General features: G+C 58.2%; 17 protein-coding genes. 9 read left to right on the top strand and 8 right to left on the bottom strand.

Annotation, left to right across the window (positions count from 1 at the left end; translation table 11 throughout):
- Window positions 1-101 precede the first annotated feature (101 nt).
- The gene (gene hydA / locus ACM6IO_RS12235) at window positions 102-1541 is read right to left on the bottom strand and encodes a dihydropyrimidinase (protein ID WP_414911525.1); all 1440 of its coding nucleotides are present in this window, start codon (window positions 1539-1541) and stop codon (window positions 102-104) included.
- Between the two features lie 552 nt (window positions 1542-2093).
- Between hydA and ACM6IO_RS12230 the strand changes: the two genes are divergently transcribed.
- From ACM6IO_RS12230 to ACM6IO_RS12210, 5 genes are all read left to right on the top strand, one after another.
- On the top strand, window positions 2094-3578 hold the full coding sequence (locus ACM6IO_RS12230) for an NCS1 family nucleobase:cation symporter-1 (RefSeq protein ID WP_008036778.1): 1485 nt from the start codon (window positions 2094-2096) through the stop codon (window positions 3576-3578).
- 156 nt (window positions 3579-3734) lie between these two features.
- Window positions 3735-5018, top strand: a complete 1284-nt coding sequence (locus tag ACM6IO_RS12225) for a Zn-dependent hydrolase (RefSeq protein WP_008036779.1) — start codon at window positions 3735-3737, stop codon at window positions 5016-5018.
- A 208-nt stretch (window positions 5019-5226) separates the two neighbouring features.
- Entirely contained in the window at window positions 5227-6723 is a 1497-nt protein-coding gene (locus tag ACM6IO_RS12220) for a helix-turn-helix transcriptional regulator (protein WP_192227457.1), read from the top strand.
- A 176-nt stretch (window positions 6724-6899) separates the two neighbouring features.
- Entirely contained in the window at window positions 6900-7151 is a 252-nt protein-coding gene (locus tag ACM6IO_RS12215) for a DUF1652 domain-containing protein (protein WP_192227458.1), read from the top strand.
- 481 nt (window positions 7152-7632) lie between these two features.
- On the top strand, window positions 7633-8679 hold the full coding sequence (locus tag ACM6IO_RS12210) for a hypothetical protein (protein ID WP_414911524.1): 1047 nt from the start codon (window positions 7633-7635) through the stop codon (window positions 8677-8679).
- 138 nt (window positions 8680-8817) lie between these two features.
- On the opposite strand, the gene ACM6IO_RS12205 is transcribed toward ACM6IO_RS12210, so the two are convergent.
- A complete protein-coding gene (locus ACM6IO_RS12205) occupies window positions 8818-9210 on the bottom strand; it encodes an SDR family oxidoreductase (RefSeq protein ID WP_414911532.1) in 393 nt (130 codons plus the stop codon).
- A gap of 110 nt (window positions 9211-9320) precedes the next feature.
- Here ACM6IO_RS12205 and ACM6IO_RS12200 point away from each other — a divergent pair, with 110 nt between their 5' ends.
- The gene (locus ACM6IO_RS12200) at window positions 9321-12188 is read left to right on the top strand and encodes a hypothetical protein (RefSeq protein WP_192227460.1); all 2868 of its coding nucleotides are present in this window, start codon (window positions 9321-9323) and stop codon (window positions 12186-12188) included.
- A gap of 209 nt (window positions 12189-12397) precedes the next feature.
- Here the strand turns inward: ACM6IO_RS12200 and ACM6IO_RS12195 are convergent, their stop codons facing one another.
- The 5 genes from ACM6IO_RS12195 to ACM6IO_RS12175 all read right to left on the bottom strand — a co-directional run bounded on the left by ACM6IO_RS12195 (window position 12398) and on the right by ACM6IO_RS12175 (window position 16618).
- Window positions 12398-13165 carry an SDR family oxidoreductase gene (locus ACM6IO_RS12195; RefSeq protein ID WP_192227461.1) on the bottom strand — a complete coding sequence of 256 codons (768 nt, stop codon included), beginning with the start codon at window positions 13163-13165 and terminating at the stop codon, window positions 12398-12400.
- A 167-nt stretch (window positions 13166-13332) separates the two neighbouring features.
- The gene (locus ACM6IO_RS12190; protein ID WP_008024825.1) at window positions 13333-14400 is read right to left on the bottom strand and encodes a phosphotransferase family protein; all 1068 of its coding nucleotides are present in this window, start codon (window positions 14398-14400) and stop codon (window positions 13333-13335) included.
- Between the two features lie 143 nt (window positions 14401-14543).
- Window positions 14544-15509 (bottom strand): 2-hydroxyacid dehydrogenase, encoded by a 966-nt coding sequence (locus tag ACM6IO_RS12185; RefSeq protein WP_192227462.1) that lies wholly within the window; start codon window positions 15507-15509, stop codon window positions 14544-14546.
- Between the two features lie 111 nt (window positions 15510-15620).
- On the bottom strand, window positions 15621-16205 hold the full coding sequence (locus tag ACM6IO_RS12180; RefSeq protein WP_414911523.1) for a TetR/AcrR family transcriptional regulator: 585 nt from the start codon (window positions 16203-16205) through the stop codon (window positions 15621-15623).
- A 29-nt stretch (window positions 16206-16234) separates the two neighbouring features.
- Window positions 16235-16618, bottom strand: a complete 384-nt coding sequence (locus ACM6IO_RS12175) for a tautomerase family protein (protein WP_008036811.1) — start codon at window positions 16616-16618, stop codon at window positions 16235-16237.
- Between the two features lie 374 nt (window positions 16619-16992).
- Between ACM6IO_RS12175 and ACM6IO_RS12170 the strand changes: the two genes are divergently transcribed.
- The gene (locus tag ACM6IO_RS12170; RefSeq protein ID WP_192227464.1) at window positions 16993-18273 is read left to right on the top strand and encodes a serine/threonine transporter; all 1281 of its coding nucleotides are present in this window, start codon (window positions 16993-16995) and stop codon (window positions 18271-18273) included.
- 1108 nt (window positions 18274-19381) lie between these two features.
- Window positions 19382-21043 (top strand): SulP family inorganic anion transporter, encoded by a 1662-nt coding sequence (locus ACM6IO_RS12165; protein ID WP_414911522.1) that lies wholly within the window; start codon window positions 19382-19384, stop codon window positions 21041-21043.
- A gap of 174 nt (window positions 21044-21217) precedes the next feature.
- Here the strand turns inward: ACM6IO_RS12165 and acnB are convergent, their stop codons facing one another.
- Window positions 21218-23827: a bifunctional aconitate hydratase 2/2-methylisocitrate dehydratase gene (acnB, locus tag ACM6IO_RS12160; RefSeq protein WP_414911531.1), complete on the bottom strand. Its 2610-nt coding sequence runs from the start codon at window positions 23825-23827 to the stop codon at window positions 21218-21220.
- A 408-nt stretch (window positions 23828-24235) separates the two neighbouring features.
- Here acnB and ACM6IO_RS12155 point away from each other — a divergent pair, with 408 nt between their 5' ends.
- A complete protein-coding gene (locus ACM6IO_RS12155; protein WP_008028699.1) occupies window positions 24236-24706 on the top strand; it encodes a DUF1289 domain-containing protein in 471 nt (156 codons plus the stop codon).
- Window positions 24707-24739: the final 33 nt, after the last annotated feature.

Here is a 24739-nt window from a genome sequence, read left to right as displayed (position 1 = left end):
GTGTCGTCTGGGCCGGCCTCATCGCCAGCAAGCCGGCTCCTACAGGGGAATGCATTTCAACTGTAGGAGCCGGCTTGCTGGCGATAGGCCGAAGGCCGCTCTCAGCGTTTCACTGCCACAGGCTGGTTCAACTCCGCCCGCTTGCTCAGCAAATCAAACACCGCCGGATACGCCGGCCGTTCGACATAACGCCCGGCTCCACGCTCGGCGCGCAAATCACCGTCCGCCCAGACCACCCGGCCCTGGCTGATCGTATGGCTCGGGACACCGCGCACGGTCTTGCCTTCGAAGATGTTGAAGTCGACCTGCTGGTGATGCGTCTTCGCCGAAATCGTGCGCGTGCCCTCGGGATCCCACAGCACCAGATCCGCATCGGCACCCACGCGAATCGCACCTTTACGCGGGTAGAGGTTGAAGATCTTCGCGGTGTTGGTGGAGGTGAGCGCCACAAAGTGCTGCATCGAAAAACGCCCGGTGTTCACCCCTTCATCCCACAACACGGCCATGCGGTCTTCGATACCGGCGGTGCCATTCGGGATCTTGCTGAAGTCGTCACGGCCTGCGGCTTTTTGCTCGGCGCAGAAACAGCAGTGGTCGGTGGCGGTGGTGTGCAGGTTGCCGGACTGCAAGCCATGCCAAAGCGCTTCCTGATGGCCGCGAGGACGGAAGGGCGGGCTCATCACATAACCGGCGGCGGTCTGCCAGTCCGGATGCTGGTAGACGCTGTCATCCAGCAGCAAATGCCCGGCCAGCACTTCACCGTAGACTTGCTGGCCTTTGCTGCGGGCGTAGGTGATTTCGTCGAGGGCTTCCTTGGTCGATACGTGAACCAGGTACAGCGGCGTGCCAAGGGTTTCGGCGATACGAATCGCCCGGCTCGCCGCTTCACCTTCGACTTGTGAAGGGCGCGACAGCGGATGCGCTTCAGGGCCGGTAATGCCTTGGGCCATTAACTTGCGTTGCAGGTGATAAACCAGTTCTCCGTTTTCCGCATGCACGGTCGGCACCGCGCCCAATTCCAGGCAGCGCTCGAAACTCGCCACGAGGGTGTCATCGGCCGCCATGATCGCGTTCTTGTAGGCCATGAAATGCTTGAAGCTGTTGACCCCGTGATGGCTGACCAACTCGGCCATTTCCTCACGGACCTGCTCGCTCCACCAGGTGATCGCCACGTGGAAGCCATAGTCCGACGCTGATTTTTCCGCCCAGCCGCGCCACTGATGAAACGCTTCCATCAACGACTGCTGCGGGTTGGGAATCACGAAGTCGATGATCGACGTGGTGCCACCGGCAAGTCCCGCCGCCGTGCCACTGAAAAAGTCTTCACTGGCCACAGTGCCCATGAAGGGCAGTTGCATGTGCGTGTGTGGGTCGATGCCGCCGGGCATCAGGTATTGGCCGCTGCCGTCGAGCACTTCGGCGCCCGCCGGAGCATCAAGATTGTCACCGATGGCTTTGATCACGCCGTCGGCGCAATAGACGTCGGCGCGATAACTTTCATCATGGGTAATAACGGTGGCGCCACGGATCAACAGAGACATTCCGAGTTCCTCGCAGGCAATGACTGACTGGTGTCAGTTCTAACTGTTTTATAGGCAGCTGGCGTCAACGGTCGTATTCCTGTCAACGCTGTCAGGATTAGAAGCTAGTATGAGTTCAAGGATTGAGCAAGAATATTTTTTATAAGCATATAACCGTTTTAAGTTATTGATAAATAATAACTAAATCGATTAATCACCAAAATGGTGAGGCCTCTCACCATTTTGACGCACTTGACAGGTTCCAAAAATAGACGAGATTTCTTATGTGAAATCAGCCGCTTGAGAATGGTCTATGGTTGATGCGCAACTTTGAAAAAAAGATCGATGCACCAGATTGAGTCCTGACGGTTCGGACAACTTGCCTGGCCTTTAGCCTGAGGGAACAGGCACGTCGCCGAGTACTCACTGGAGATAGATATAAAACTGATCAACATCAGTTAGTTGCAAAGTTTTTATGGAACTGCCCGATGCGTATTCGGAGTGCCCGGCACGTTTATTGATGCCGCCAGCCCCCGATGAGCAAAAAATAATTCAAAGAACAGTGGAGCGGCCATGCAACAGATCAGATCGCAAGTGACCGAACGCGACGGCTTGTTCGAGCTCGAAGCCGGCAGCGATGTCCTCGACAGTCCCCGATACAACCACGACATGGCACCGACCAAGGTGCGCGAACGAACCTGGAACAAATGGCACATCACCGCGCTATGGGTCGGCATGGCGATCTGCGTGCCGACCTACACCCTCGGCGGTGTGCTGACCGCCTATTTCGGCCTGACGGTCGGCGAGGCGCTGGTGGCAATTCTGCTCGCCAACATCATCGTGTTGATCCCGCTGACCTTGAATGCGTTTCCCGGCACTAAATACGGCATTCCGTTCCCGGTATTGCTGCGTTCGTCCTTCGGCATCCTCGGTTCCAATATTCCCTGCCTGATCCGTGCGCTGGTGGCGTGTGGCTGGTTCGGCATCCAGACGATGTTCGGCGGGTTGGCGATTCACCTGTTTCTGGGCTCGGTGTTTGAGGGCTGGAAGTCCCTCGGTGGCACCGGCGAAGTCATCGGTTTCATGGTCTTCTGGGCGCTGAACCTATGGGTGGTGATTCGCGGCGCCGACTCGATCAAGTGGCTTGAAACGCTGTCCGCGCCGCTGCTGGTGCTGGTGGGTGTCGGTCTGCTGGTGTGGGCGATGCCGAACGTGTCGATGACCGAGTTGCTGGCGATCCCGGCCAAGCGTCCGGAAGGCGCCAGTGTGGTCAGCTATTTCGCCGCCGGGCTGACCGCGATGGTCGGGTTCTGGGCGACGTTGTCGCTAAATATTCCCGACTTCAGCCGCTATGCGAAGAGCCAGAAAGACCAGATTGTCGGGCAGATCATCGGCTTGCCGCTGACCATGTTCCTGTTCGCCTCGTTGGGCGTGGTGATGACTGCCGCGTCGGTGAAACTGGTGGGCGTGACCGTCTCCGATCCCGTGACGTTGATCGGCCATATCCAGAGCCCGGTCTGGGTGGCGCTGGCCATGGCGTTGATCATCATTGCCACGCTGTCCACCAACACCGCGGCCAACATCGTGTCGCCGACCAACGACTTCCAGAACATCGCGCCGAAGGTGATCAACCGCACCAAGGCGGTGTTGCTGACCGGGCTGGTGGGGTTGTTGCTGATGGGCCATGAATTGCTGAAGAAGCTTGGGCTGATTGTCTCGGACCTGAGCCTGGAAACCGTCTATTCGAACTGGCTGCTGGGTTATTCGAGCCTGCTCGGGCCGATCGCCGGGATCATGGTGGTGGACTATTTCCTGATCAAGAAACAGCAACTGGACCTGGCCGGGTTGTATCGCGATGACGTGTACCCGGCGTGGAACTGGTATGGATTTATCGCGTTCGGCGTGCCGGTGGTCCTGACGTTGCTGTCGTTGGGCAGCGATGCGTTCAGCTGGTTTTACAGTTATGGCTGGTTCACTGGCTCGGCGCTGGGCGGGTTGATTTATTACGGGTTGTGCTCGGTGCGGCCAAGCCCGTCTATCGCGAAATCTCCGGTGTGAACACTGGCCTCTTCGCGAGCAAGCTTCGCTCCTACAAGGAATACGCAAACCTGTAGGAGCGAGCGGTGCGGCGATCCGACTTGCCCGCGAAGGCGGCGCCACAAACACCAAAGAATTGCCTGAAGAAACCTATAACAACTGCCTGAGGAGATCACCATGAACGCGGCCGTAGACGTTCTGCAATCCACCCATCAGCACATCAACCGCGACCGCCTGTGGCAGTCGCTCATGGACCTGGCCCGGCTTGGCGCCACGGTCAAGGGCGGCGTGTGTCGCCTGGCCCTGACCGACCTCGATCGTCAGGCCCGGGACATTTTCGTCAGGTGGTGCGAGGAGGCTGGGTGCACCGTCAGCATTGACGCCGTCGGCAACATCTTCGCCCGCCGGCCCGGCCGCAACCCGAACCTGCCGCCGGTGATGACCGGCAGTCACATCGATACCCAACCCACCGGCGGCAAGTTCGATGGCTGCTTCGGCGTACTGGCCGGGGTCGAAGTGCTGCGCACCCTCAACGACCTGGGCGTGGAAACCGAAGCGCCGCTGGAAGTGGTGGTCTGGACCAACGAAGAAGGCTCGCGTTTCGCCCCGTGCATGATGGGCTCTGGCGTGTTTGCGGAAAAATTCACCCTCGAAGAAACCCTGGCCAAGGTCGATGCCGAAGGCATTACCGTCGGTGAAGCGCTGAACGCCATCGGCTATGCCGGACCACGAAAAGTCAGCGGTCACGCGGTCGGCGCGTATTTCGAAGCCCACATCGAGCAAGGCCCGATCCTTGAGGACGAACACAAAACCATCGGTGTGGTGATGGGCGCCCTCGGGCAGAAATGGTTCGACCTGAAACTGCGCGGCGTCGAAGCCCACGCCGGCCCGACTCCGATGCACCTGCGCAAGGATGCACTGGTCGGCGCCGCCGTGATCGTCGGTGCGGTCAACCGCGCCGCCCTCGGCCATCAACCCCACGCGTGTGGCACCGTCGGTTGCCTGCAAGCCTATCCCGGCTCACGCAACGTCATCCCCGGTGAAGTGCGCATGACCCTGGACTTCCGTCATCTGGAACCGGCGAGGCTGGACTCGATGATCGCTGAAGTCCGTGAAGTGATCGAAACCACCTGCGAAGAACACGGCCTGACCTACGAACTGACCCCCACCGCCGACTTCCCGCCGCTGTACTTCGACAAGGGCTGCGTCGAAGCGGTGCGCGGTGCCGCGCAAGGGCTTGGCTTGTCGCACATGGACATCGTCAGCGGAGCAGGGCACGACGCAATCTTCCTCGCGGAGCTCGGCCCGGCCGGGATGATCTTCGTCCCGTGCGAAGGCGGCATCAGCCACAACGAAATCGAAAACGCCGCGCCGGATGACCTGGCGGCCGGGTGTGCGGTGTTGTTGCGGGCGATGCTGGCGGCTTCGGCGGCGATTGCCGGGGGGCAGCTCGCGGCATAAACGTCAGAAATTCGCGTAAGCCCATGTAGGAGCGAAGCTTGCTCGCGAAGGCGTCTGTTCAATCGACAGTGATAGTCAAGTCGATGGTCCCTTCGCGAGCAAGCTTCGCTCCTACGGATTCGGATGTTTGCCGCACGATCCCCACCCCTCGCGGTCGTAATCTTCACAGAGCGCCACACGTTGGCGCGGCCGCCATTGTGGAGATCCAATGAGCCAGGACGTCCTGACCACCGAAACCAATCGCCGCCAGTTGCAGCAGATCATTGCTGGTTTGTCCGACGGGGTGATTCTGCTGGAGCTCGACCAGACCATTGTGTGGGCCAATGATGCTGCGCTGGCCATGCACGGCGTCAGCCGGATCAGCGAGTTGGGCGCGAACGCCAGGGAATATGCCCGGCGTTTCACGTTGCGCTATCGCAATAACCACCCGGTGGCGGCCGACAATTACCCGATCAACCGGGTTGCCCGGGGCGAGACCTTCAGCGATGTGTTGGTGGAGGTGACGCCGACCGCCGACGAGGATCGCACCTGGGTTCACAACGTGCGCAGCATGGTCCTGGCCGACAGTGCAGGGGCGCCGGAGTCGCTGGTGCTGATCATGGACGATGTCACCGAATGGGCCAGCGCCGAGCAGCGTTTTGAAAAGACCTTCAATGCCAACCCGGCCCCGGCGGTGATCTGCCGCCTCAGCGATTTGCGCTACATCAAGGTCAATTCGGGTTTTCTGGACATGACCGGGTATGCCCGCGATCAAGTCATCGGTGTTTCGACCTATGAACTGGACGTCCTTGAAGGCGCCGAAAAGAAAGACCTGGCGATCGAGCGTTTGCGCGAAAACACCACCATTCCCCAAATGCAGGCCGAGCTGAAGTTGGCCGATGGCAGCAGCAAACAGGTCATCGTCGCAGGCCAGCCGCTGGAGCTGAACGACGAAGACTGCATGCTGTTTTCTTTCGTCGACATGGAGCCACGGCACAAGGCTGAAGTTGCCCTGCGCCAGAGCGAGGAACGTTTCGCCAAGGCCTTTCGATTGACCCCGGTGCCCACCCTCGTGTGCGGTGCTGGCGATCAGGTGGTGATCGACGTCAACGAAGCCTTCCTCGATACACTCGCGTACCCCAGCGAAGACGTATTGGGCAAGACCCTCGCGGAGATCGATTTCATCCACGATCAAGGCGACCGCACTCGGCTGTTTGCGGCGCTGGAGAAAACTGGCCGCCTGGATCGCATCGATGTGCGTATCCGAAAAAAAGACGCTCAACTGATCGATTGCGCGATTTGCGCCGACACCGTGAGCATTCAGGACAACCCTTGTTACCTGCTGGTGTTGATGGACATTACCGAGCGCAAACGCACCGAGCTGGAATTGGTGGCGGCCATCGAAGAAGTGATGCAAGACGCGTCCTGGTTCAGCCGTACGCTGATCGAAAAACTCGCCAATGTGAAAAGCGTCAATTCGCCGAAATTGCCCAATGTGTCGTTTACCGACCTGACGGCCCGGGAACGCGATGTGCTCGGCCTGATCTGCGAAGGCCTGGCCGACAAGGAAATCGCCGCGCGCTTGAAACTGGCCCCCAATACGGTGCGCAATCACGTATCGACGGTTTACTCCAAACTCGATGTGCACAGTCGCAGCGAGGCGATTGTCTGGGCACGCGAGCGGGGATTGTTTTCCGGTGAGTGGCGATCCAAAGGGCAGCGGTAAGGTGCAAATGCACTAGTTGAGGCAGTGCAAATGGATGTTCTGATCGGGCTCGGCGGTTTTTAGGCTGTAAGGGTGAGATACGAGTCTTCGCGTCCCCCTCGATACAGGAAAAGGAACCGTCACATGGTCACGTTCAGAGCGCACAGGTTTATGCGCCGTCGCCAAGGTGAATCGCAATGATTTCCCTGGCGCAATTACGTCTGCAACTGGAACGCAGTTTTTCGCCGCTGGCCTGTGAGTGCACGCTTACGGGGGATCATTCGCTCACAGTGAAGCTCTATCATCCGGTTTCCGGGCAGGTCGACCTGGTGGTCAGTGGGTTGAACGTGGCATCGCTCGGGCCCCCGCAAGCATTAGAGGCGCTGATTGAAGAACTGCGTTACGAACTTGAGAGCAACACCCTGAATCGCTCCGATCCTGTGCGGTAGCGCACCTGGTTAAATGCTTGCTGTAATAAAGCAACGTGAGCTCAACCCCTCAGACCATAAGAAAAGTGAACGTTTGTTTCCCGTGATCGGTCCACCCTTTTGTAGTGTTTGCTGTTTATCGCGGAATATGTCGATCACTTATCGTGGGTCAGCCTATGAACAGTCTTGGAAAATGCACGTTTGCGCCTTTGTCGCTTGCCTTTTGCATAACGATACTCAGCGGTTGCGCCAGTCCACCGCCGCCACCTCCCGCCGCCCCACCTCCGATACCTCAACGCACGTGTGACACGTCTGAAAAAACCGATGTGTTGGGTGACGCAAGAGCTGAGGGGCAGGTGACAAGGGAGACCACGTTGACTCGGTGCGTGACTCAATAGCGCCTCATGTCGGATCTGAGAAACATTTCTTTTATCGCAATTGGTTCTAGTTTGACTGTCAACTCTGACAGTTCCCCTGCTGTGCGCATTGCCTCGATAGTCGAATGGTCAGTTTTCTCATCGCCACCGTCGTTTATCGAGGCAATGCCATGACATATAAAAGGGAATCCGTAGCAGCCGATTGGGACCAAGCCACGTTGACACTCAACGGTGTGCAGATTCAACCGCGTGATAAGCATCTTTTGTTTCGCGGGCAGGAAAACATCCTTACGGTTGAATTTCCGTCTCCGATCGTGAGTGTTCTACGTCTTGGTGTGGGGAATAATGAAGAGGGCCTGAAGCTGGAGGCGACCCCGCCCTTCAATAGCGACGTTAAAGACACTTTCAGTTGGACGATCAAACCGGACGAAGGCCTGAGTGGTCCAGTTGTGTTGGTGTTATACAGCGCTGAACTGTTATTCCCATTGGGGCTTGATGGTTCGGTGATATCGCCCAATCTGGATAGTGAGCTGCGGGTGTTGCTGGACGGTGTTGCGATACCGCCCAGTGGGGCGACCTTCACTGGGGAGGGAACACAAACACTCACCTTGGACTACTTGAACGGCGAACTATTGAAAAACGTTCCTCTGGCTCTGGATGCGGTCCTTGAGTCAGGGTTTGTGCCAGGTGATATCACTGGCGTTCCATCTCTTCGCGAGCTAACTACCCAGCATGAGTGGAAAGTCACTTGGCCTGACAAGGATGGATCATTCAAGCTGAAACTGTATAGCGAACAAGAGAAGGCTTTGCTGATGACTCCCGATGTTCGAGTTAGGGCGTTAGAGAAAGTCACCTTCGGGTTTTTACCTAAGCACGATAGTCCTCCAGTTCTTATTGAAAGATTTTTTATGCCTGATAATTTTCTTATGACTAATGTAGGCGTGATTCTCATGGATGCAGCCGGGCGGCCATTGAAGGATATTCCTGTAACTGTTTCTCAGCCATATATGGAAGATGCCGTTTTGGTGATCGATGGGGACGGTAGAAGGCCTGTGTTTATTGTTAATGAGGTCGCCGTCGTCGGGCACACTTTCAAAGTTATTGCAGTTGCGCCACTTCCTGATGGGGTTCGAACAGCCGAGTTGCTGGTGGAGGTAGTAGGCGCTTCATGATTTTGAAGTGAAAGGCGCCACTATTTAAGTGCTGTTAAATTTCGTGGAGTTACTGGCTTGCCTGCGACAGCCTCCCTATGGGCGGTATCGCAGGCAAGCTGGGATCCTGCATAAAGCGAATAGGCTCAACGAACTGCTTTATGACAAAAAGCCCCCATCCACATTCAACGAAACCCCAGTCGTATAACTGGAAGCATCACTCGCCAGATACAACACCGCCCCGGCCATCTCGCTCGGATCCGCCACGCGCTTCAGCGGGATCTGCGCCAACGCAGTCTTCAACATCGCATCATTCTTCACCAGCGCCGAGGCAAACTTGGTGTCGGTCAGGCCCGGCAGCAGGGCGTTGCAGCGAATCCCGAACTGCGCGCATTCCTTGGCGAACACTTTGGTCATGTTGATCACGGCTGCCTTGGTCACCGAGTAGATGCCCTGGAAAATCCCCGGCGAGATGCCGTTGATTGATGCGACATTGATGGTGCAGCTACTGCTGTTGAGATGTCCGAGTGGCGGCAATGTAACTGCCTTTATCGCATTTTGCTCTATAAAACTGTCAGTTCTGACAGTTACCCAAGCCCAGTTTCCTTTGGATAGTCGAATAGCTTTTTTTCACTACCTCCGTCGATGTTCGAGGAAACGCCATGACCATCCAGATCAACTCCGGATTAGCCGGAATTCAGCCCGTATACATCTGCTACGGCGCCCCTAGCCATACCCTCAGGGTTAAAGGCGCGGAGGATAGCCCTTGGGTTGGCCACGGTGCGAGCCTCAATCACGCGGCCGGTGATTCGTCATTGATCACCGCCGAACCCGGATATGGCGAACTTCAGACGCTTAGAGCCGAGGGCTCGGAATGGAAGCTCAACTGCCCGGCCGATGGCATGGACCGCGACTTCGATTACTGGATTCAAAGTGAATTTACCGCCGCGCCTTACAAGATCCCGATGCGGTTGGGGCACTATCGCCGTGAGATTCTGGGCAGCCGCAGTCCGATCCGTGCGCCGGTGATAGGAGATACGGTGAAGGCCGAAATCACGGTCGGGTCTTACTACACAAAACAGGAACTGGAAGGCGTTCCGGTCGACTGGAAGATTGATGGGGAAACACTTACCGTACCGACATCAGAGTCGGGTGTAAGCCAGTTCACCTATATCGTAAAAACATTGGGTGCGCAAACGATCACGGCTGAACTCCACAGTCCGTATGACGATAAAACAGTGAAAAAGTCTTTTGAGATCAATGTTCATAAGATAAGCCCTTGGAAAGAGGCCAAGTTGTTCATCAATGAAATAGGAGTGATGTGGGGCGATTCCTTTGTACTGACTCGCGGAAGTGCAAACACTGTAAGAGTGGAGGTCGCGCCGGAGATTGCGAAGGTATTGCGTCTGGAGGTGGGTGAGGGAGGAGACTTGAGTCTTGTATCAAACCCGCCTTTCAACAGCGAGGTTAGCCCGGTCGGTGAAACGTTCAACTGGACAGTCACGCCGGACGATGGGCTAAGCGGAAGTGTCACGTTGGTTATTTTCAGCCCGGATGTGGCGCTACCTTGGGATCTTCCATGCTTGGTGATGTCAGCGGACCTGGCTGATGAGGTGGACGAGATCCTTGTTGGCGGTGTCGTTTCTCCGGATGGTGTCGTGTTCTTCAGGAATGAGCCGCAGACCGTCACCGTGACCTACAAGCCAGGCAGCCCCCTGCAAGGCTATCCGCTGAAGCTGACAGGCACGCCGCTCACTGGTGTGCAACCAGGCGACCTGGTGGTGACACCGGGCAACGGTCATACGTGGTCGGTCGCGGCCTCCAACCGTAGCGGGACATTCAAGCTGAAGTTGGAAGGAGTGGGCATTGCCCGTGGCATTACGCTGCCCGTCAGCAAGGTGTTGTCACGCATTCTGGCGGATGAGGTCACGGTTCAGATTGACGGACAGGATGCGGTGGCGGGCAGCACTTACTTCAGAGGTGAGGAGCACACGCTGACGCTGGTTCCCAAACTTGACAGCCCGATTGCGGGTCATGGGGTCGGGCTGTGGCTGGGTGGCTCATCGCTCGTGACCTGCGACCCTCCGGCGGAAACGTTTACCGGGGTGCACAGCTGGATAATCACATTCGTGACGAACGAAAGCGGTCTGTTTTATTTTGAGTTCATGGGCAAGCATTTCGGCGGGGGCAACATAAAAATTGATGCCAATAAACTGCTGTCGCGCAACCTGGCGGATGAGGTCACGGTTCAGATTGACGGAAAGGACGCGGTAGCCGGCAGCACTTACTTCAGAGGTGAGGAGCACACGCTGACGCTGGTTCCCAAACTTGACAGCCCGATTGAGGGCCATGGGGTCGGGCTGTGGCTGGGTGGTTCATCGCTCGTGACCTGCAATCCTCCGGCGGAAACGTTTACCGGGGTGCACAGCTGGATAATCACGTTCGCGACGAACGAAAGCGGTCTGTTTTATTTTGAGCTCAAGGGCAAGCATTTCGGCGGGGGCAACATAAAAATTGATGCCAATAAACTGCTATCGCGCAACCTGGCGGACGAGGTCACGGTTCAGATTGACGGAAAGGACGCGGTAGCCGGCAGCACTTACTTCAGAGGTGGTGTACATACGCTGACGCTGGTTCCCAAACCAGGCAGCCAGATCGCGGGCCATGGGGTCGGGTTGTGGCTGGGGCGCTCACCGCTCGTGACCTGTAATCCTCCACCAGAGACCTTTTCCGGGCTACATACCTGGACAATCACACTCTCGGCGGACACAAGCGGTCTGTTTAATCTTGAACTCGCGGCCGAGAATTTTGGCAGGGGCAACATAAAAATTGATGCCAATAAGCTGCTATCGCGCAACTTGGCGGATGAGGTGAAATCCTTTCTGTTGGATGGCGTTGCGATTCCGCCAACCGGAGCAGACTTCGACGGGAGGAAAATCAATACACTCAGCCTCGATTACAAGAATGCAGGCTTGTTGAATGGCGTTCCAATATCTCTTGAATTGGATGAGGACTCGTCGCTCATACAAAGTGACTTTGATTGCACCCCGCGCTTTCGTCAACTCTCCACGCCGCACAACTGGAAGATTAAAAGTGCTATGTACAGGTCGGGAACCTTCAGGCTGAAGATATCCACCGCCGTCGATTCCAATGACGGGGCAATGCTTACGCCGGTTAATCGATTGTTGGCACCGGATTTCACGGACACCACACTAAAATTTCAAGCGGGTCTCGAACTAGCACCTGTACCCCCTGAGATGATGTTCATTAATCTCGGCATTCTGTTCGGCATTGTTGTAAGACTCCATTTTCAGGGGGGCGCCCCGGTGGTCGGAATGCCTGTAAAAATTGTTGTTCCAGGCAAAGGTACCTACTCAGGTAAAACCGGAGCTGGTGGTGGTTTCATTTCACCTTATATCTCGTTTAGCAAGGCAGGGGTGAAGACGGTTACTGCAGAAGCCACGTTGTCTGACGGAACACTGCGTAGTGCAACAGTATTGTTTGACGTCAGATCGGGGATAGGAGAATAGCAAACGATCATTAGGTTCAAGCTAACCCTGATGGAGGGGGGCAGGGTTAGTTTGGTTGCCTGATTCCTTGTCTCCAAATGTCGTTTTGTTTGAGTCCGTATTTGAAGGCAGGCACTAACGCGCTGCCTTCAAACGGTTGGTTGTTGAGATAAGTCTCGCTTGTTCAGTCAGACCTTAATCATCGCCGCCTGCGGCGAAGGTACTCAACATCAAGACAAGAACCCCCCATCCACATTCAACGAAATACCCGTCGTGTAACTGGACGCATCACTCGCCAGATACAACACCGCCCCCGCCATTTCGCTCGGATCCGCCACGCGCTTCAGCGGGATTTGCGCCAACGCCGTCTTCAAAATCGCATCATTCTTCACCAGCGCCGACGCAAACTTGGTGTCGGTCAGGCCCGGCAGCAGGGCGTTGCAGCGAATCCCGAACTGCGCGCATTCCTTGGCGAACACTTTGGTCATGTTGATCACGGCTGCCTTGGTCACCGAGTAGATGCCCTGGAAAATCCCCGGCGAGATACCGTTGATCGATGCGACGTTGATGATGCTGCCACCACCGTTGTCGCGCATCAGTTTGCCGGCTTCCACGGACATGAAGAAGTAGCCGCGGATGTTGACGTCGACGGTTTTCTGGAAGGCGCTGAGGTCGGTATCCAGCACGTTGCAGAACTGCGGGTTGGTCGCGGCGTTGTTGACCAGGATGTCCAGGCGACCGAACTGTTCGCGGATGCCGGCGAAGACCTGGCTGATCTGTTCCATTTCACCAATGTGGCACGCGACGGCGGTGGCTTTGCCGCCGGCAGCGATGATGGCGTCGGCGACGTGCTGGCAGCCCTCGAGTTTGCGACTCGAGACGATGACGTGGGCGCCTTGCTGGGCCAGGAGTTTGGCGATGGCTTCACCGATACCGCGGCTGGCGCCGGAGACGAAAGCGATCTTGCCGTCGAGGTCGAACAACTGGGTCTTGGACATGGGAGTTCCTTGTTATAGGCCTGACATTTGTACTGTAGGAGCCAGCGATGCGGCGACCCGACTTGCCGGCGAAGAGCGATTACGCGGTATTACAGATACACCGCAGTGTCCAATTCGCCGGCAAGTCGGGTCGCCGCATCGCTGGCTCCTACAAGTGGTGTGTTGTATCAGAGGCTGGATTTCTGGATGACCTGCAAACTCATCTGCTCCAGCAGTTTGTTCATGTGAATGAACTGCGCGAAGCGTTTGTCCTGGGTCTGACCATGGAAGAAGCGGTAGTAGATCTGCTGCACGATGCCGGCCAGGCGAAACAGGCCGTAGGTGTAGTAGAAGTCGAAGTTGTCGATCTGGATGCCCGAACGCTGGGCGTAGTAATCGACGAACTCGCGGCGGGTCAGCATGCCCGGTGCGTGGCTCGGCTGGCGGCGCATCATTTGCACCGGGGCCGGGTCGCCGGCTTCGATCCAGTAGGCGAGGGTGTTGCCCAGGTCCATCAGCGGATCGCCGAGGGTGGTGAGTTCCCAATCGAGCACGCCGATGATCTGCATCGGGTTGTTCGGGTCGAGGATCACGTTATCGAAGCGGTAGTCGTTGTGCACGATGCTTGAGGTCGGGTGATCGGCCGGCATTTTGTCGTTGAGCCAGGCTTTGACCACGTCCCATTGCGGGGCGTCCGGGGTCAGGGCTTTTTCGTAGCGATCGCTCCAGCCTTTGATCTGCCGCGCCACATAACCTTCGGGTTTGCCCAGATCACCGAGGCCATAGGCCTTGTAGTCGACCTGGTGCAGTTCAACGAACTTGTCGATGAAGCTCTTGCACAGGGCTTCGGTTTTCGCCGAATCCAGGCCCAGTTCCGGCGGCAGTTCGGAGCGCAGGATGATCCCGTTGACCCGTTCCATCACATAGAACTCGGCACCGATCACCGATTCGTCGGTGCAGTGCACGTAGGCTTTGGGGCAGTACGGAAAACCGTCGCGCAGTTGATTGAGGATGCGGAATTCGCGGCCCATGTCGTGGGCGGATTTGGCCTTGTGGCCAAACGGTGGCCGGCGCAGGACAAATTCCTGTTCGGGGTATTCCAGCAGGTAGGTGAGGTTCGACGCACCGCCGGGAAACTGGCTGATTTGCGGCAAACCGCTGAGGCCCGGAATGTGGGCCTTGAGGTACGGATCGATCAGGCTGGCATCGAGTTCTTCGCCGGAGCGGATACGGGTGGACTGGTCAGTAAGCGCCATGCTTATCCCTTCTGCTTATTCTGGAGGCCTGAGACTATTGGCTAATCTAATGTGCACACCCGGCACCGACAACCACGATCAGCCCTTATAGGTGAGCGTGTTGCCGGGCAATCATTGCTTTTGATACACCTGTTTGAATGTTGTCACAGCGCTGCCTGATTCGCATTGGCCGGCAGGGCGACGGGGGTGAGCACCGGTTCACCGGAAAAGAACGCCATCAGGTTGCGCCCGACCAGTTCGACCGTGCCCTGGGTCGCTTCCGGAGACAGTCCCGCGACGTGCGGCGTGAGGATGACGTTGCTCAAGGCTTTCAAGGCCTCCGGCACCTGAGGTTCGTGATCGAAGACATCCAGTGCCGCGCCGGCAATACGTCGCTGTTCCAGTGCGCCGATCAGATCGGCGGTTACCACGACACTGGCCCGAGCGATGTTGACGAGAAAACCGTTGGGACCCAGCGCGTCCAGCACCGGGCGATTGATCAGGTTTCGGGTGCCGATTCCGCCGGGCGTGGCCACCACCAGGAAATCCGAGACGCGGGCCAGTTCGGTAGGCGTCGAACAGAAGCTGTATGGCACGTCGCTGCGATGTTGGCGGTTGTGGTAGCTGACCGTCATGTCGAAACCGTTGGCCGCGCGCCTGGAGATGGCCATGCCGACCGCGCCGAGGCCGAGGATGCCCAGGCGTTTGCCGGCGAGGGAAGGGCGCATGATCTTCGGCCACTCGCCCCGTCTTACGGCGGCGTCGCAGCGCGGGATATCACGCACCAGCGAGAGCAGCATCGCCATCGCATGGTCGGCGACCGAAGAAGCGTTGACGCCGGCGCCGTTGGTGACGGTCAGGCCCCGGTCGGCGGCGGCTTGCAGGTCGACGTGTTCGTAGCCGGCACCGATCACGCAAATGATCTTCAGCGCCGGCAGCGCGGCTATTTCGTCAGCGTACAAACCTAACGGGCCACGGGTCAGGACCGCATCGATCCGGGCGCCGTGGGTGGCAATGGCCTCGGCGCGCTCGGCGGGGGTCGGTGCCAGAATCAGGTGAAACCCCTGATGCTCCAGAATCGGCAAGTAATCATTGATTGTTTCAACCAGTACCAGAACGGTTGCGGGCATGCTGGGCTCCTGTGACTTGAAAATCCCTAGAGATTGCTGGCTTCAAAGTGCATTGGCAACGATCAAGGTCGCAGCGCTACCAGATGATCATAGCGGAACAGGAGGGAGAGGTTATGGCGCTGTCAAAAAGCTGCGCGCCGCGTCCAGAATCTCATCGGACAACGGTTCGCCACGGGTCGCGCGGGCCAGCGTCAGGGCGCCGACCATCAAGGAGAACTGCACCAGCGCCTGCTGTCGATCGCGGGCGTCATCGCCAGTGTCCATCAGGGGGGCGAACGTGCCGAGCAACGAGTCGAGACCGTCCATGAACGTTTGGCGCAGGCCGCTTTCGGCGGTTTCGTGGCACATGTCACCGGCAAACGCCGTCACCGGGCAGCTGTCGCCCGGATTATCGCGGCTGGCTGCCGACAGGTAGGGTTTGATCAAGGCCTGACGAGCGGCGTTCTTGTCTTCATTGGCGGCGATCCAGTCTTTCCAGCGGTCTGCCGATTGCTGGAATGCGCGGCCACTGGCCTCCTGGGCCAAGGCTTCCTTGGACTCGAAATGCCCATAGAAACCGCCATGGGTCAGGCCTGCTGCCGCCATGACGTCGATGACGCTGATGCCATGCACGCCCCGTTCGCGAAACAGCCGCGTGGCCGCCTCGACGATAATCTCGCGGTTGAGTTCGGCTTGTTTGCGGGAAACACGGGGCATTGGCGGCTCACATAGATAAAGGATGGCGATCAGAGGGCGTACTGGGCAATTCCGTTGCCGAACGACCAGTTCTCTTTTTTCACTTCGACCAGATTAATGAAAACGTCCTCGAGGCGCACCGCCAGTTCAGCGTTAAGGCTCTCGGCGATGGTTTTGTAGAGCAGTTTTTTCTGCTCGACGGTGCGGCCTTCGCTCAGGGTGATCTGAATCACCACCAGTTTGTCGCTGCGGTCGATCCCCAGGTATTGCGGGTCAAAGATGAAGTGCTGCTCGTCGTGTTCGGCGAGGATCTGGAAATTATCGTTTTCCGGCACGCCGATGGCGCTGTGCATGGCTGCGTAGATCAACTGCCCGATGCGTTTGGCGTGGGTGGGATCCTGATGCTTTTTGATGTCGATGCGAACCAGTGGCATGGAAGGTCTCCGGAAGGGATGCGGGTTTACTTAAAATACATGATGGCAAACCTTTATCAAGTCGAAGCTGGCTTTGGCGATGAAGCGTTTGTGCGTGATTGAGGCCCACCCGAAGTTGTAGGAGCCGGCTTGCCGGCGAAAGATTTTGGATATTGCAGTTTTCTTCCATCCGCCATCGCTGGCAAGCCAGCTCCTACAGGGTTGTGTTCGCTACAGATTTGCTGATCCGCACAACCATTCCTCAGCTAAGTCTTTGCTTCTGTTCATTAATCCCGGAGAATCGCGCCCCTGTTTCGGCCAGGGCGCTGCCTGTCGGATTTTTCCGACTCGTCCTGACCGGGTAGCAACTGACCGGAATGTGGAGATCCCACCGGATGAATGATCAGGCCAATAGCGTTAACGAACGCTATGTAGCGGCGAACCCTGTCAGCCTTGAGGGCTGGAATCGTCATGACACCACCTGGATGCTCGGCCTGTTTGGCACGGCCATCGGGGCCGGTACCCTGTTTTTGCCGATCAACGCGGGTCTGGGCGGTTTCTGGCCGTTGCTGGTGCTGGCGCTGCTGGCGTTCCCCATGACGTTTTACGCGCACCGTGGCCTGACCCGCTTCGTGTTGTCCGGTCGCGAAGGCGCGGACATCACAGAAGTGGTGGAAGAGCATTTCGGCATCAAGGCCGGGGCGCTGATCACCTTGCTGTACTTCTTCGCGATTTTCCCGATCCTGCTGATCTACAGCGTGGCCCTGACCAACACCGTGGGCAGTTTCCTTGAGCATCAACTGCACATCATGCCGCCACCGCGCGCCGTGCTGTCGTTTGTGCTGATCCTCGGCCTGCTGGCGGTGGTGCGTTGCGGCGAGCAGGTGATCGTCAAGGCGATGAGCCTGATGGTGTATCCGTTCATCGTGGCGTTGCTGTTTCTGGCGGTGTTCCTGATTCCGCACTGGAACGGCGGCATCCTCACCACGGCATCGACGCTGCCTGAGCCGTCGGCGCTGCTGCACACCTTGTGGCTGGCGATTCCGGTGATGGTCTTCTCGTTCAACCACTCGCCGATCATCTCGGCGTTCGCGGTGGACCAGAAGCGTCGCTATGGTGAGCATGCGGAAGAGCGCAGCTCGCAGATCCTGTCCCGCGCCCATGTGTTGATGGTGGTGATGGTGCTGTTCTTCGTGTTCAGCTGCGTGCTGACCCTGTCGCCGGTGCAACTGGCGGAAGCGAAGGCGCAGAACCTGTCGATCCTGTCGTACCTGGCCAACCATTTCAGCAACCCGACCATCGCGTTTGCGGCGCCGTTGATTGCGTTTGTGGCGATTTCCAAGTCGTTCCTCGGGCATTACATCGGTGCCAGTGAAGGTCTGAAAGGCCTGATCGTGAAGAGCGGCAAGCGTCCGGCACCGAAGACGCTGGACCGTATGACCGCGGCGTTCATGCTGGTGGTGTGCTGGATTGTGGCGACGCTGAATCCGAGCATTCTGGGGATGATCGAGACCCTCGGTGGTCCGATCATTGCGGCGATTCTGTTCCTGATGCCGATGTATGCGATCCGCAAGGTGCCGGCGATGGCTCGTTTCCGTGGTCAAGCGTCGAATGTGTTTGTGACGGCGGTTGGTTTGGTGGCTATTTCGGCGTTGATTTATTCGCTGAGCGCTTGATTGTTGTTGTTTGCTTGATTGGTTGAGATGACGGCTGATCCGCTTTGCGGGTTGGCCGTTTTTTTTGTGCGCTGGTTTTTTGAGGGGGGGCATATCCGTTGCTGCGGTAACGGCTGCTAATGGTTTCGCCCTTACGGCGAGTCACTTGGAAGAGCCCCAAGTAACCAAGGGCTCTTGCCCCTTTCGTTCGGTGCCTCGCTAATGCTCGGCATGCCCTCGCTCCGGTCCTGCTCCGTGGGCCCGCCGCCATCGGCCATCCATGGCCGGGGGCGGCTAACCCGGCATCCATGCCGGGTTGCCCACTGCGCAGAACCTCCACTCGGCCTCTCGAGGGGGCGCTCAGATCAAAAGCTGAAGGCGAGCTAACGCTCGGCCTGATGAGTGGTGAAAAGCAAAAGCAAACACGATTCCCTGTAGGAGCGAGGCTTGCCCGCGAAAAACGTCCGGACAACGCGTTCATTCAGGCAGCACGCGTTATCGTTGACGCCCATCGCCAGCAAGCCGGCTCCTACAATTTTTAGTCGTGTGAACCCAATCCCCGTGTAGGAGCCGGCTTGCTGGCGATAGCGTCCGTCCAATCAATAAATGCGTCGACTGACCCACCGCCATCGCCAGCAAGCGGGCTCCTACAGGGGATCGGTGTACATATCCGGAATGAGTGAGCGCATCAGAGAAGGATAACGCGTACACAAAATGAGCCAGGTCGGCTTTCAGGCCGCCTCGGCGGCTGTGGCGGTAGTCGCCCCCTCGAGAGGCCGAGTGGAGGTTCTGCGCAGTGGGCAACCCGGCATGGATGCCGGGTTAGCCGCGCACGGCCAGGGATGGCCGATCGCGGCGTGCCCACGGAGCAGGACCGGAGCGAGGGCATGCCGAGCCACAGCGAGGCACCGAACGAAAGGGGCAAGAGCGCTTTGGTTACTTTCGCGCTTTTCGAAAGTGACTCGCTGTAAAAGCGAAACCAATAGCCGCCGAAACCCAAAAAACGGATATGCACACGGCCAGCGTTTTTATGACATGGCACCTGATCCAGAACACCTGTCCCCAAGGATAAACAGCTAAGCTGCGGCTGCATCGGCGCGCCGTAAAGCGCCGTCTCTGGAGACGCTACATGGCTCGTACCCCCGGCGCATCGGCGCAACCCCGTGCCGATACACCCGACCGTTGGCTGGACGTACTGGCCGGCCTGTCGATTGCCGGTTTGTTGCTGCCCGAGGCGGTCGCCTATTCCAGCATTGCCGCGTTGCCGCCACAGGCCGGGGTGATTGCCTTGTTTGCCGGGCTGCTGTGTTACGGACTGTTCGGCACCAGCCGGTTTGCCATCGTGTCCGCGACCTCGTCGTCAGCGGCCGTTCTGGCTGCCGCCACCGCCACGCTGGCCAATGGCGATCCGGCCTTGCGCATGAGTCTGGCGATCGGCCTGGTGCTGATGACCGGAGGTTTCTTCCTGTTGGCCGGGGTATTCAAACTCGGCAGCGTCACTTCATTCATCGCCAAACCAGTGCTGCGCGGCTTTGCAGTGGGGCTGGCCGTGACCATCATCCTCAAGCAAGTAGCGAGCATCGTCGACGTCCACTTGAGCACCGGCAACCTGATCCGTTTCCTGCCGCAACTGCTGGAGCAGTGGCCGCAGTGGAATAAAGTCGGGGCATTGGTCGGCGCGGTGGCGTTGCTGGTGTTGTGGCTGTGCGCACGGGTCAGGCGTTTGCCTGGCGGTTTGCTGGTGGTGACGCTCGGCATCGCGGCGGGCCAATGGCTGGACCTGCCGGCCTACGGGGTCAAGTTGATCGGCGTCATCGATCTGAGTCTCGAAGTGCCGCAGCTCCCGGTGTTGCCGTTCACTGACTGGTTGCGCCTGGGGGAACTGGCGTTCGCCATGGTGATGATCCTGTATGCCGAGTCTTACGGCTCGATCAGCTCGTTTGCGCTCAAACACGGCGACCGGGTGTCTTCCAACCGCGATCTGCTGGCCCTCGGTGCGGCCAATCTTTTATCGGGACTGTTTCATGGCATGCCCGCAGGCGCTGGTTATTCAGCGACATCGGCCAATGAAGCGGCGGGGGCCGGTTCGCGTCTGGCCGGGATTGTGGCGGCCGGGGTGGTGCTGCTCATCGTCCTGACGGTGTTGCCGTGGATCGCCCTGACTCCCGAGCCGGTGCTGGCTGCCATCGTCATTCATGCCTTGGCCCGTGGCTTGAGCCTGCAACCGTTGGGCCGGTATTTCATCTGGCGTCGCGACCGCCTGCTGGTGATTTGCGCGGTGGCGGCGGTGCTGGTGTTGGGCGTGCTGGACGGCTTGCTGCTGGCAGTGGCAATCAGCGTGGTGCTGATGCTCAAGCAGATGTCATCGGCGGATATCCAGGTGTTGGGGCAAATGGCCGGAGGTCACGATTTTATTGACCTGCAACGACATCCCGACGCGAAGGAAATCCCCGGTGTGCTGATCGTGCGGCCCAGCGAGGCGCTGTTTTTCGCCAATGTGGAGCGCATTCTCGGTGGTGCATTGCGCCTGGCGCGGCACGCACAGCCACCGGTGCATACGGTTATCCTCAGTCTCGAAGAGTCGCCCGATCTGGACGGCACCAGCATCGAAGCGCTGGAAGCGTTCTTTTTGCAGGTGCGCGCCGAGGACAAACTGCTGATCCTGGCGCGGCTCAAGCATCAGGCAAAAGCGGCGCTGTCGAAGTTGCCGGCGCAAGAACTGGAGCAGGTGATTCTCAGCGGCTTGAGTGTCGATGTTGCCGTCCAGCAAGCCCTTAAGCCAACCACATAACCCCTGTGGGAGCGGGCTTGCTCGCGAATGCGGTGTGTCAGCAGACAAAATTGTTTAATGACACACCGCATTCGCGAGCAAGCCCGCTCCCACATGGGGATGGTGCAAACCTTTCGGGCATAAAAAAACGCCGCTCATCTCACGATGGGCGGCGTTTTTTACAGCGTTGTAACGTTAGGCTTGAACGACCGGGATATTGGCGTTCGCAGCAACTTCACGGAACTCGGCGATCTGGTCGAAGGACAGGTAGCGGTAAACATCGGCCGCCATGCTGTCGATCTTGCCAGCGTATTCCATGTACTCCTCGACGGTCGGCAGGCGACCCAGGATGGACGCAACGGACGCCAGCTCGGCCGAAGCCAGGTAGACGTTCGCGCCGTCACCCAGACGGTTCGGGAAGTTACGGGTCGAAGTCGACACCACGGTGGAGTTCGGCTCTACACGTGCCTGGTTACCCATGCACAGCGAGCAGCCTGGCATTTCCATGCGTGCGCCAGCCTTGCCGTAGATGCCGTAGTAGCCTTCTTCGGTCAGTTGGTGAGCGTCCATCTTGGTCGGCGGCGACAGCCACAGACGGGTTGGCAGCTGACCCTTGACCTGATCCAGCAGTTTACCGGCAGCGCGGAAGTGACCGATGTTGGTCATGCACGAACCGATGAACACTTCGTCGATCTTCTCGCCAGCAACGCTGGACAGCAGACGGGCGTCGTCCGGATCGTTCGGCGCGCAGAGCACAGGCTCTTTGATGTCGGCCAGGTCGATTTCGATGACTTCAGCGTATTCGGCGTCAGCATCGGCAACCATCAACTCCGGGTTGGCAACCCAGGCTTCCATCGCTTGAGCGCGACGTTCCAGGGTACGTGCATCGCCGTAGCCTTCGCCGATCATCCAGCGCAGCAGGGTGATGTTGGAGTTCAGGTACTCGGTGATCGACTCTTTCGACAGCTTGATGGTGCAACCGGCAGCCGAACGTTCAGCCGAGGCGTCGGACAGTTCGAAAGCCTGTTCGATGCTCAGGTTGTCCAGGCCTTCGATTTCCAGGATGCGGCCGGAGAAGGCGTTCTTCTTGCCTTTCTTCTCGACGGTCAGCAGGCCAGCCTGAATCGCGAAGTAAGGAATGGCGTGAACCAGGTCACGCAGGGTGACGCCCGGTTGCATTTTGCCTTTGAAGCGCACCAGGATCGATTCCGGCATGTCCAGCGGCATAACGCCAGTGGCGGCGGCGAACGCTACCAGGCCGGAACCGGCCGGGAACGAAATGCCCATCGGGAAACGGGTGTGCGAGTCACCACCGGTACCGACGGTGTCCGGCAGCAGCATGCGGTTCAGCCAGCTGTGGATGATGCCGTCGCCCGGACGCAGGGAAACGCCGCCGCGGGTCATGATGAAGTCTGGCAGGGTGTGGTGGGTGGTCACGTCGATCGGCTTAGGGTAAGCCGCGGTGTGGCAGAAGGACTGCATCACCAGATCGGTCGAGAAGCCCAGGCACGCCAGGTCTTTCAGTTCGTCACGGGTCATCGGACCGGTGGTGTCCTGAGAGCCGACGGTGGTCATTTTCGGTTCGCAGTAGGTGCCAGGACGAACGCCTTTGCCTTCTGGCAGACCGCACGCCTTGCCGACCATTTTCTGTGCCAGGGTGTAGCCCTTGCCGGTGTCGACAGGTGCTTCAGGCAGTTTGAACAGGTCGGTAGGGCCCAGGCCCAGTTCGGCACGTGCCTTGTCGGTCAGACCGCGACCGATGATCAGCGGAATACGGCCGCCGGCACGAACTTCGTCCAACAGGACCGGAGTCTTCATTTCGAAGGTGGTCAGGACTTCGTCGGTGCCGTGTTTGCAGACTTTGCCAGCATGTGGGTACAGGTCGATCACGTCGCCCATGTTCATGTTGGTAACGTCGAATTCGATCGGCAGTGCGCCGGCATCTTCCATGGTGTTGTAGAAGATCGGAGCGATTTTGCTGCCGAAGCAGAAACCGCCGGCACGCTTGTTCGGCACGTAAGGAACGTCGTCGCCGAAGAACCACAGCACCGAGTTGGTGGCGGATTTACGCGAAGAACCGGTACCGACCACGTCACCGACGTAGGCGATAGGGAAGCCTTGACCGCGCATTTCTTCGATCTGCTTCATCGGGCCGGTGACACCCTGGACGTCAGGCACGATGCCTTCACGGGCCATTTTCAGCATGGCGAGGGCGTGCAGCGGGATGTCCGGGCGGGACCAGGCGTCCGGAGCAGGGGACAGGTCGTCAGTGTTGGTTTCGCCGGTGACCTTGAACACGCGCAGGCTGATCTTGTCGGCCAGGACTGGGCGGTTGCGGAACCACTCGCCGTCAGCCCAGGACTGGATCACGCCTTTGGCGTGTTCGTTGCCGTTGCGGGCTTTTTCCGCGACGTCGTGGAACGCATCGAACATCAGCAGGGTGTGCTTGAGCTGAGCGGCAGCGATAGCAGCCAGTTCGGCGTTGTCGAGCAGGTCAACCAGGGTCACGATGTTGTAGCCGCCCTGCATGGTGCCGAGCAGTTCTACAGCGCGTTTCTTGTCGATCAGAGGGGAAGTGGCTTCGCCTTTGGCCAGGGCAGACAGGAAACCTGCCTTTACATAGGCCGCTTCGTCCACGCCAGGCGGAATGCGATTGGTGATCAGGTCAACGAGGAAAGCTTCTTCGCCAGCCGGGGGATTCTTCAGCAGCTCAACCAGGCCTGCAGTTTGTTCGGCGTTAAGCGGCTGGGGAACGATACCCAGTGCTGCACGCTCTTCGATATGTTTGCGGTAGGCTTCAAGCACAGTTATTACCCTCATCAGTGGTCCCAAATGGGTGTCCGGGACGCTCATCCCGAAATTGCCGTACTCATGCGCTGCGTGGCGTTGTGGGCCACTTAGCCAGAATTACCGACAATTCCTTACAGAAGCTGCTTTCAAAGTTTTACGCCTGCAGAACGGGGAGCTGATGAGGGTTGGCGTTGGGCTTTTCCCCGCTGGAAAAACCCTTCGCCAACACCGCTCTGAAGGAACGACTGTGCTCGTGACGCTTTGAAAACAGCTTCTAACGGACATTGGCGCCTTAAAAGGCTGGCTGATTCTACGGCAAAAAAAATTTAAAGGTAAGTTGGGCTCTCAACTTTGAGGGGTGATGAATGTTAGACAAAGGGCTAACATGCCCGCCTGTTCTGCTTTCCCGTGCTTTGTTGACCTATGCCCAATCAGACCATCAAGACCCCCTGCGTCGGCCTTTGCTCCACTGTTTACGGTGACTTGGTCTGCCGTGGCTGCAAGCGTTTCCACCATGAAGTGATCAACTGGAACGGTTACAACGAGGAGGAAAAACGCGCGGTATGGCTGCGGCTGGAGCAACTGTTGTCCCAGGTGATGGCCAGCAAACTGGAGGTTTTCGATCCCCAGCGCCTGCGTCTGCAACTGGAACAGCGCAAGATTCGCTTCGTGCCGCATCAGTCGGAATATTGCTGGGCCTATCAGTTGATCGCCCGAGGCGCGCGGGTGATCAACAATCTGGAAGCCTACGGGATGGTGTTGATGCCGGAGTTTCGCGACTGGAACCTGCCGGAGCTGCGGGATGCGATTGATCGGGAATTCTTTTTGCTCTCCGAGGCGCATTACCAGCGTTACATCGCGCCCGGGTTCCTCAAGGATGCGTTCGGCGGTTAACCTTTAAAAGCTTCGCGGGCAAGCCTCGCTCCT

This window comes from Pseudomonas sp. IT-P44, from assembly GCF_949768225.1.
GTDB lineage: Bacteria > Pseudomonadota > Gammaproteobacteria > Pseudomonadales > Pseudomonadaceae > Aquipseudomonas > Aquipseudomonas migulae.
Note: the sequence above shows the minus strand (reverse complement) of the source record. Positions and strands in the feature narration are given on the sequence as shown.

Bases quoted from the DNA above. Each gene is read 5' to 3' on its own strand.
- ACM6IO_RS12210 (WP_414911524.1), top strand. From the start codon at position 7,633: ATGGTCAGTTTTCTCATCGCCACCGTCGTTTATCGAGGCAATGCCATG.
- ACM6IO_RS12230 (WP_008036778.1), top strand. From the start codon at position 2,094: ATGCAACAGATCAGATCGCAAGTGACCGAACGCGACGGCTTGTTCGAG.
- ACM6IO_RS12155 (WP_008028699.1), top strand. From the start codon at position 24,236: ATGCCCAATCAGACCATCAAGACCCCCTGCGTCGGCCTTTGCTCCACT.
- ACM6IO_RS12200 (WP_192227460.1), top strand. From the start codon at position 9,321: ATGACCATCCAGATCAACTCCGGATTAGCCGGAATTCAGCCCGTATAC.
- ACM6IO_RS12225 (WP_008036779.1), top strand. From the start codon at position 3,735: ATGAACGCGGCCGTAGACGTTCTGCAATCCACCCATCAGCACATCAAC.
- ACM6IO_RS12195 (WP_192227461.1), bottom strand. From the start codon at position 13,165: ATGTCCAAGACCCAGTTGTTCGACCTCGACGGCAAGATCGCTTTCGTC.
- ACM6IO_RS12165 (WP_414911522.1), top strand. From the start codon at position 19,382: ATGGCTCGTACCCCCGGCGCATCGGCGCAACCCCGTGCCGATACACCC.
- ACM6IO_RS12175 (WP_008036811.1), bottom strand. From the start codon at position 16,618: ATGCCACTGGTTCGCATCGACATCAAAAAGCATCAGGATCCCACCCAC.
- ACM6IO_RS12215 (WP_192227458.1), top strand. From the start codon at position 6,900: ATGATTTCCCTGGCGCAATTACGTCTGCAACTGGAACGCAGTTTTTCG.
- ACM6IO_RS12170 (WP_192227464.1), top strand. From the start codon at position 16,993: ATGAATGATCAGGCCAATAGCGTTAACGAACGCTATGTAGCGGCGAAC.
- ACM6IO_RS12220 (WP_192227457.1), top strand. From the start codon at position 5,227: ATGAGCCAGGACGTCCTGACCACCGAAACCAATCGCCGCCAGTTGCAG.
- ACM6IO_RS12190 (WP_008024825.1), bottom strand. From the start codon at position 14,400: ATGGCGCTTACTGACCAGTCCACCCGTATCCGCTCCGGCGAAGAACTC.
- ACM6IO_RS12185 (WP_192227462.1), bottom strand. From the start codon at position 15,509: ATGCCCGCAACCGTTCTGGTACTGGTTGAAACAATCAATGATTACTTG.
- hydA (WP_414911525.1), bottom strand. From the start codon at position 1,541: ATGTCTCTGTTGATCCGTGGCGCCACCGTTATTACCCATGATGAAAGT.
- ACM6IO_RS12180 (WP_414911523.1), bottom strand. From the start codon at position 16,205: ATGCCCCGTGTTTCCCGCAAACAAGCCGAACTCAACCGCGAGATTATC.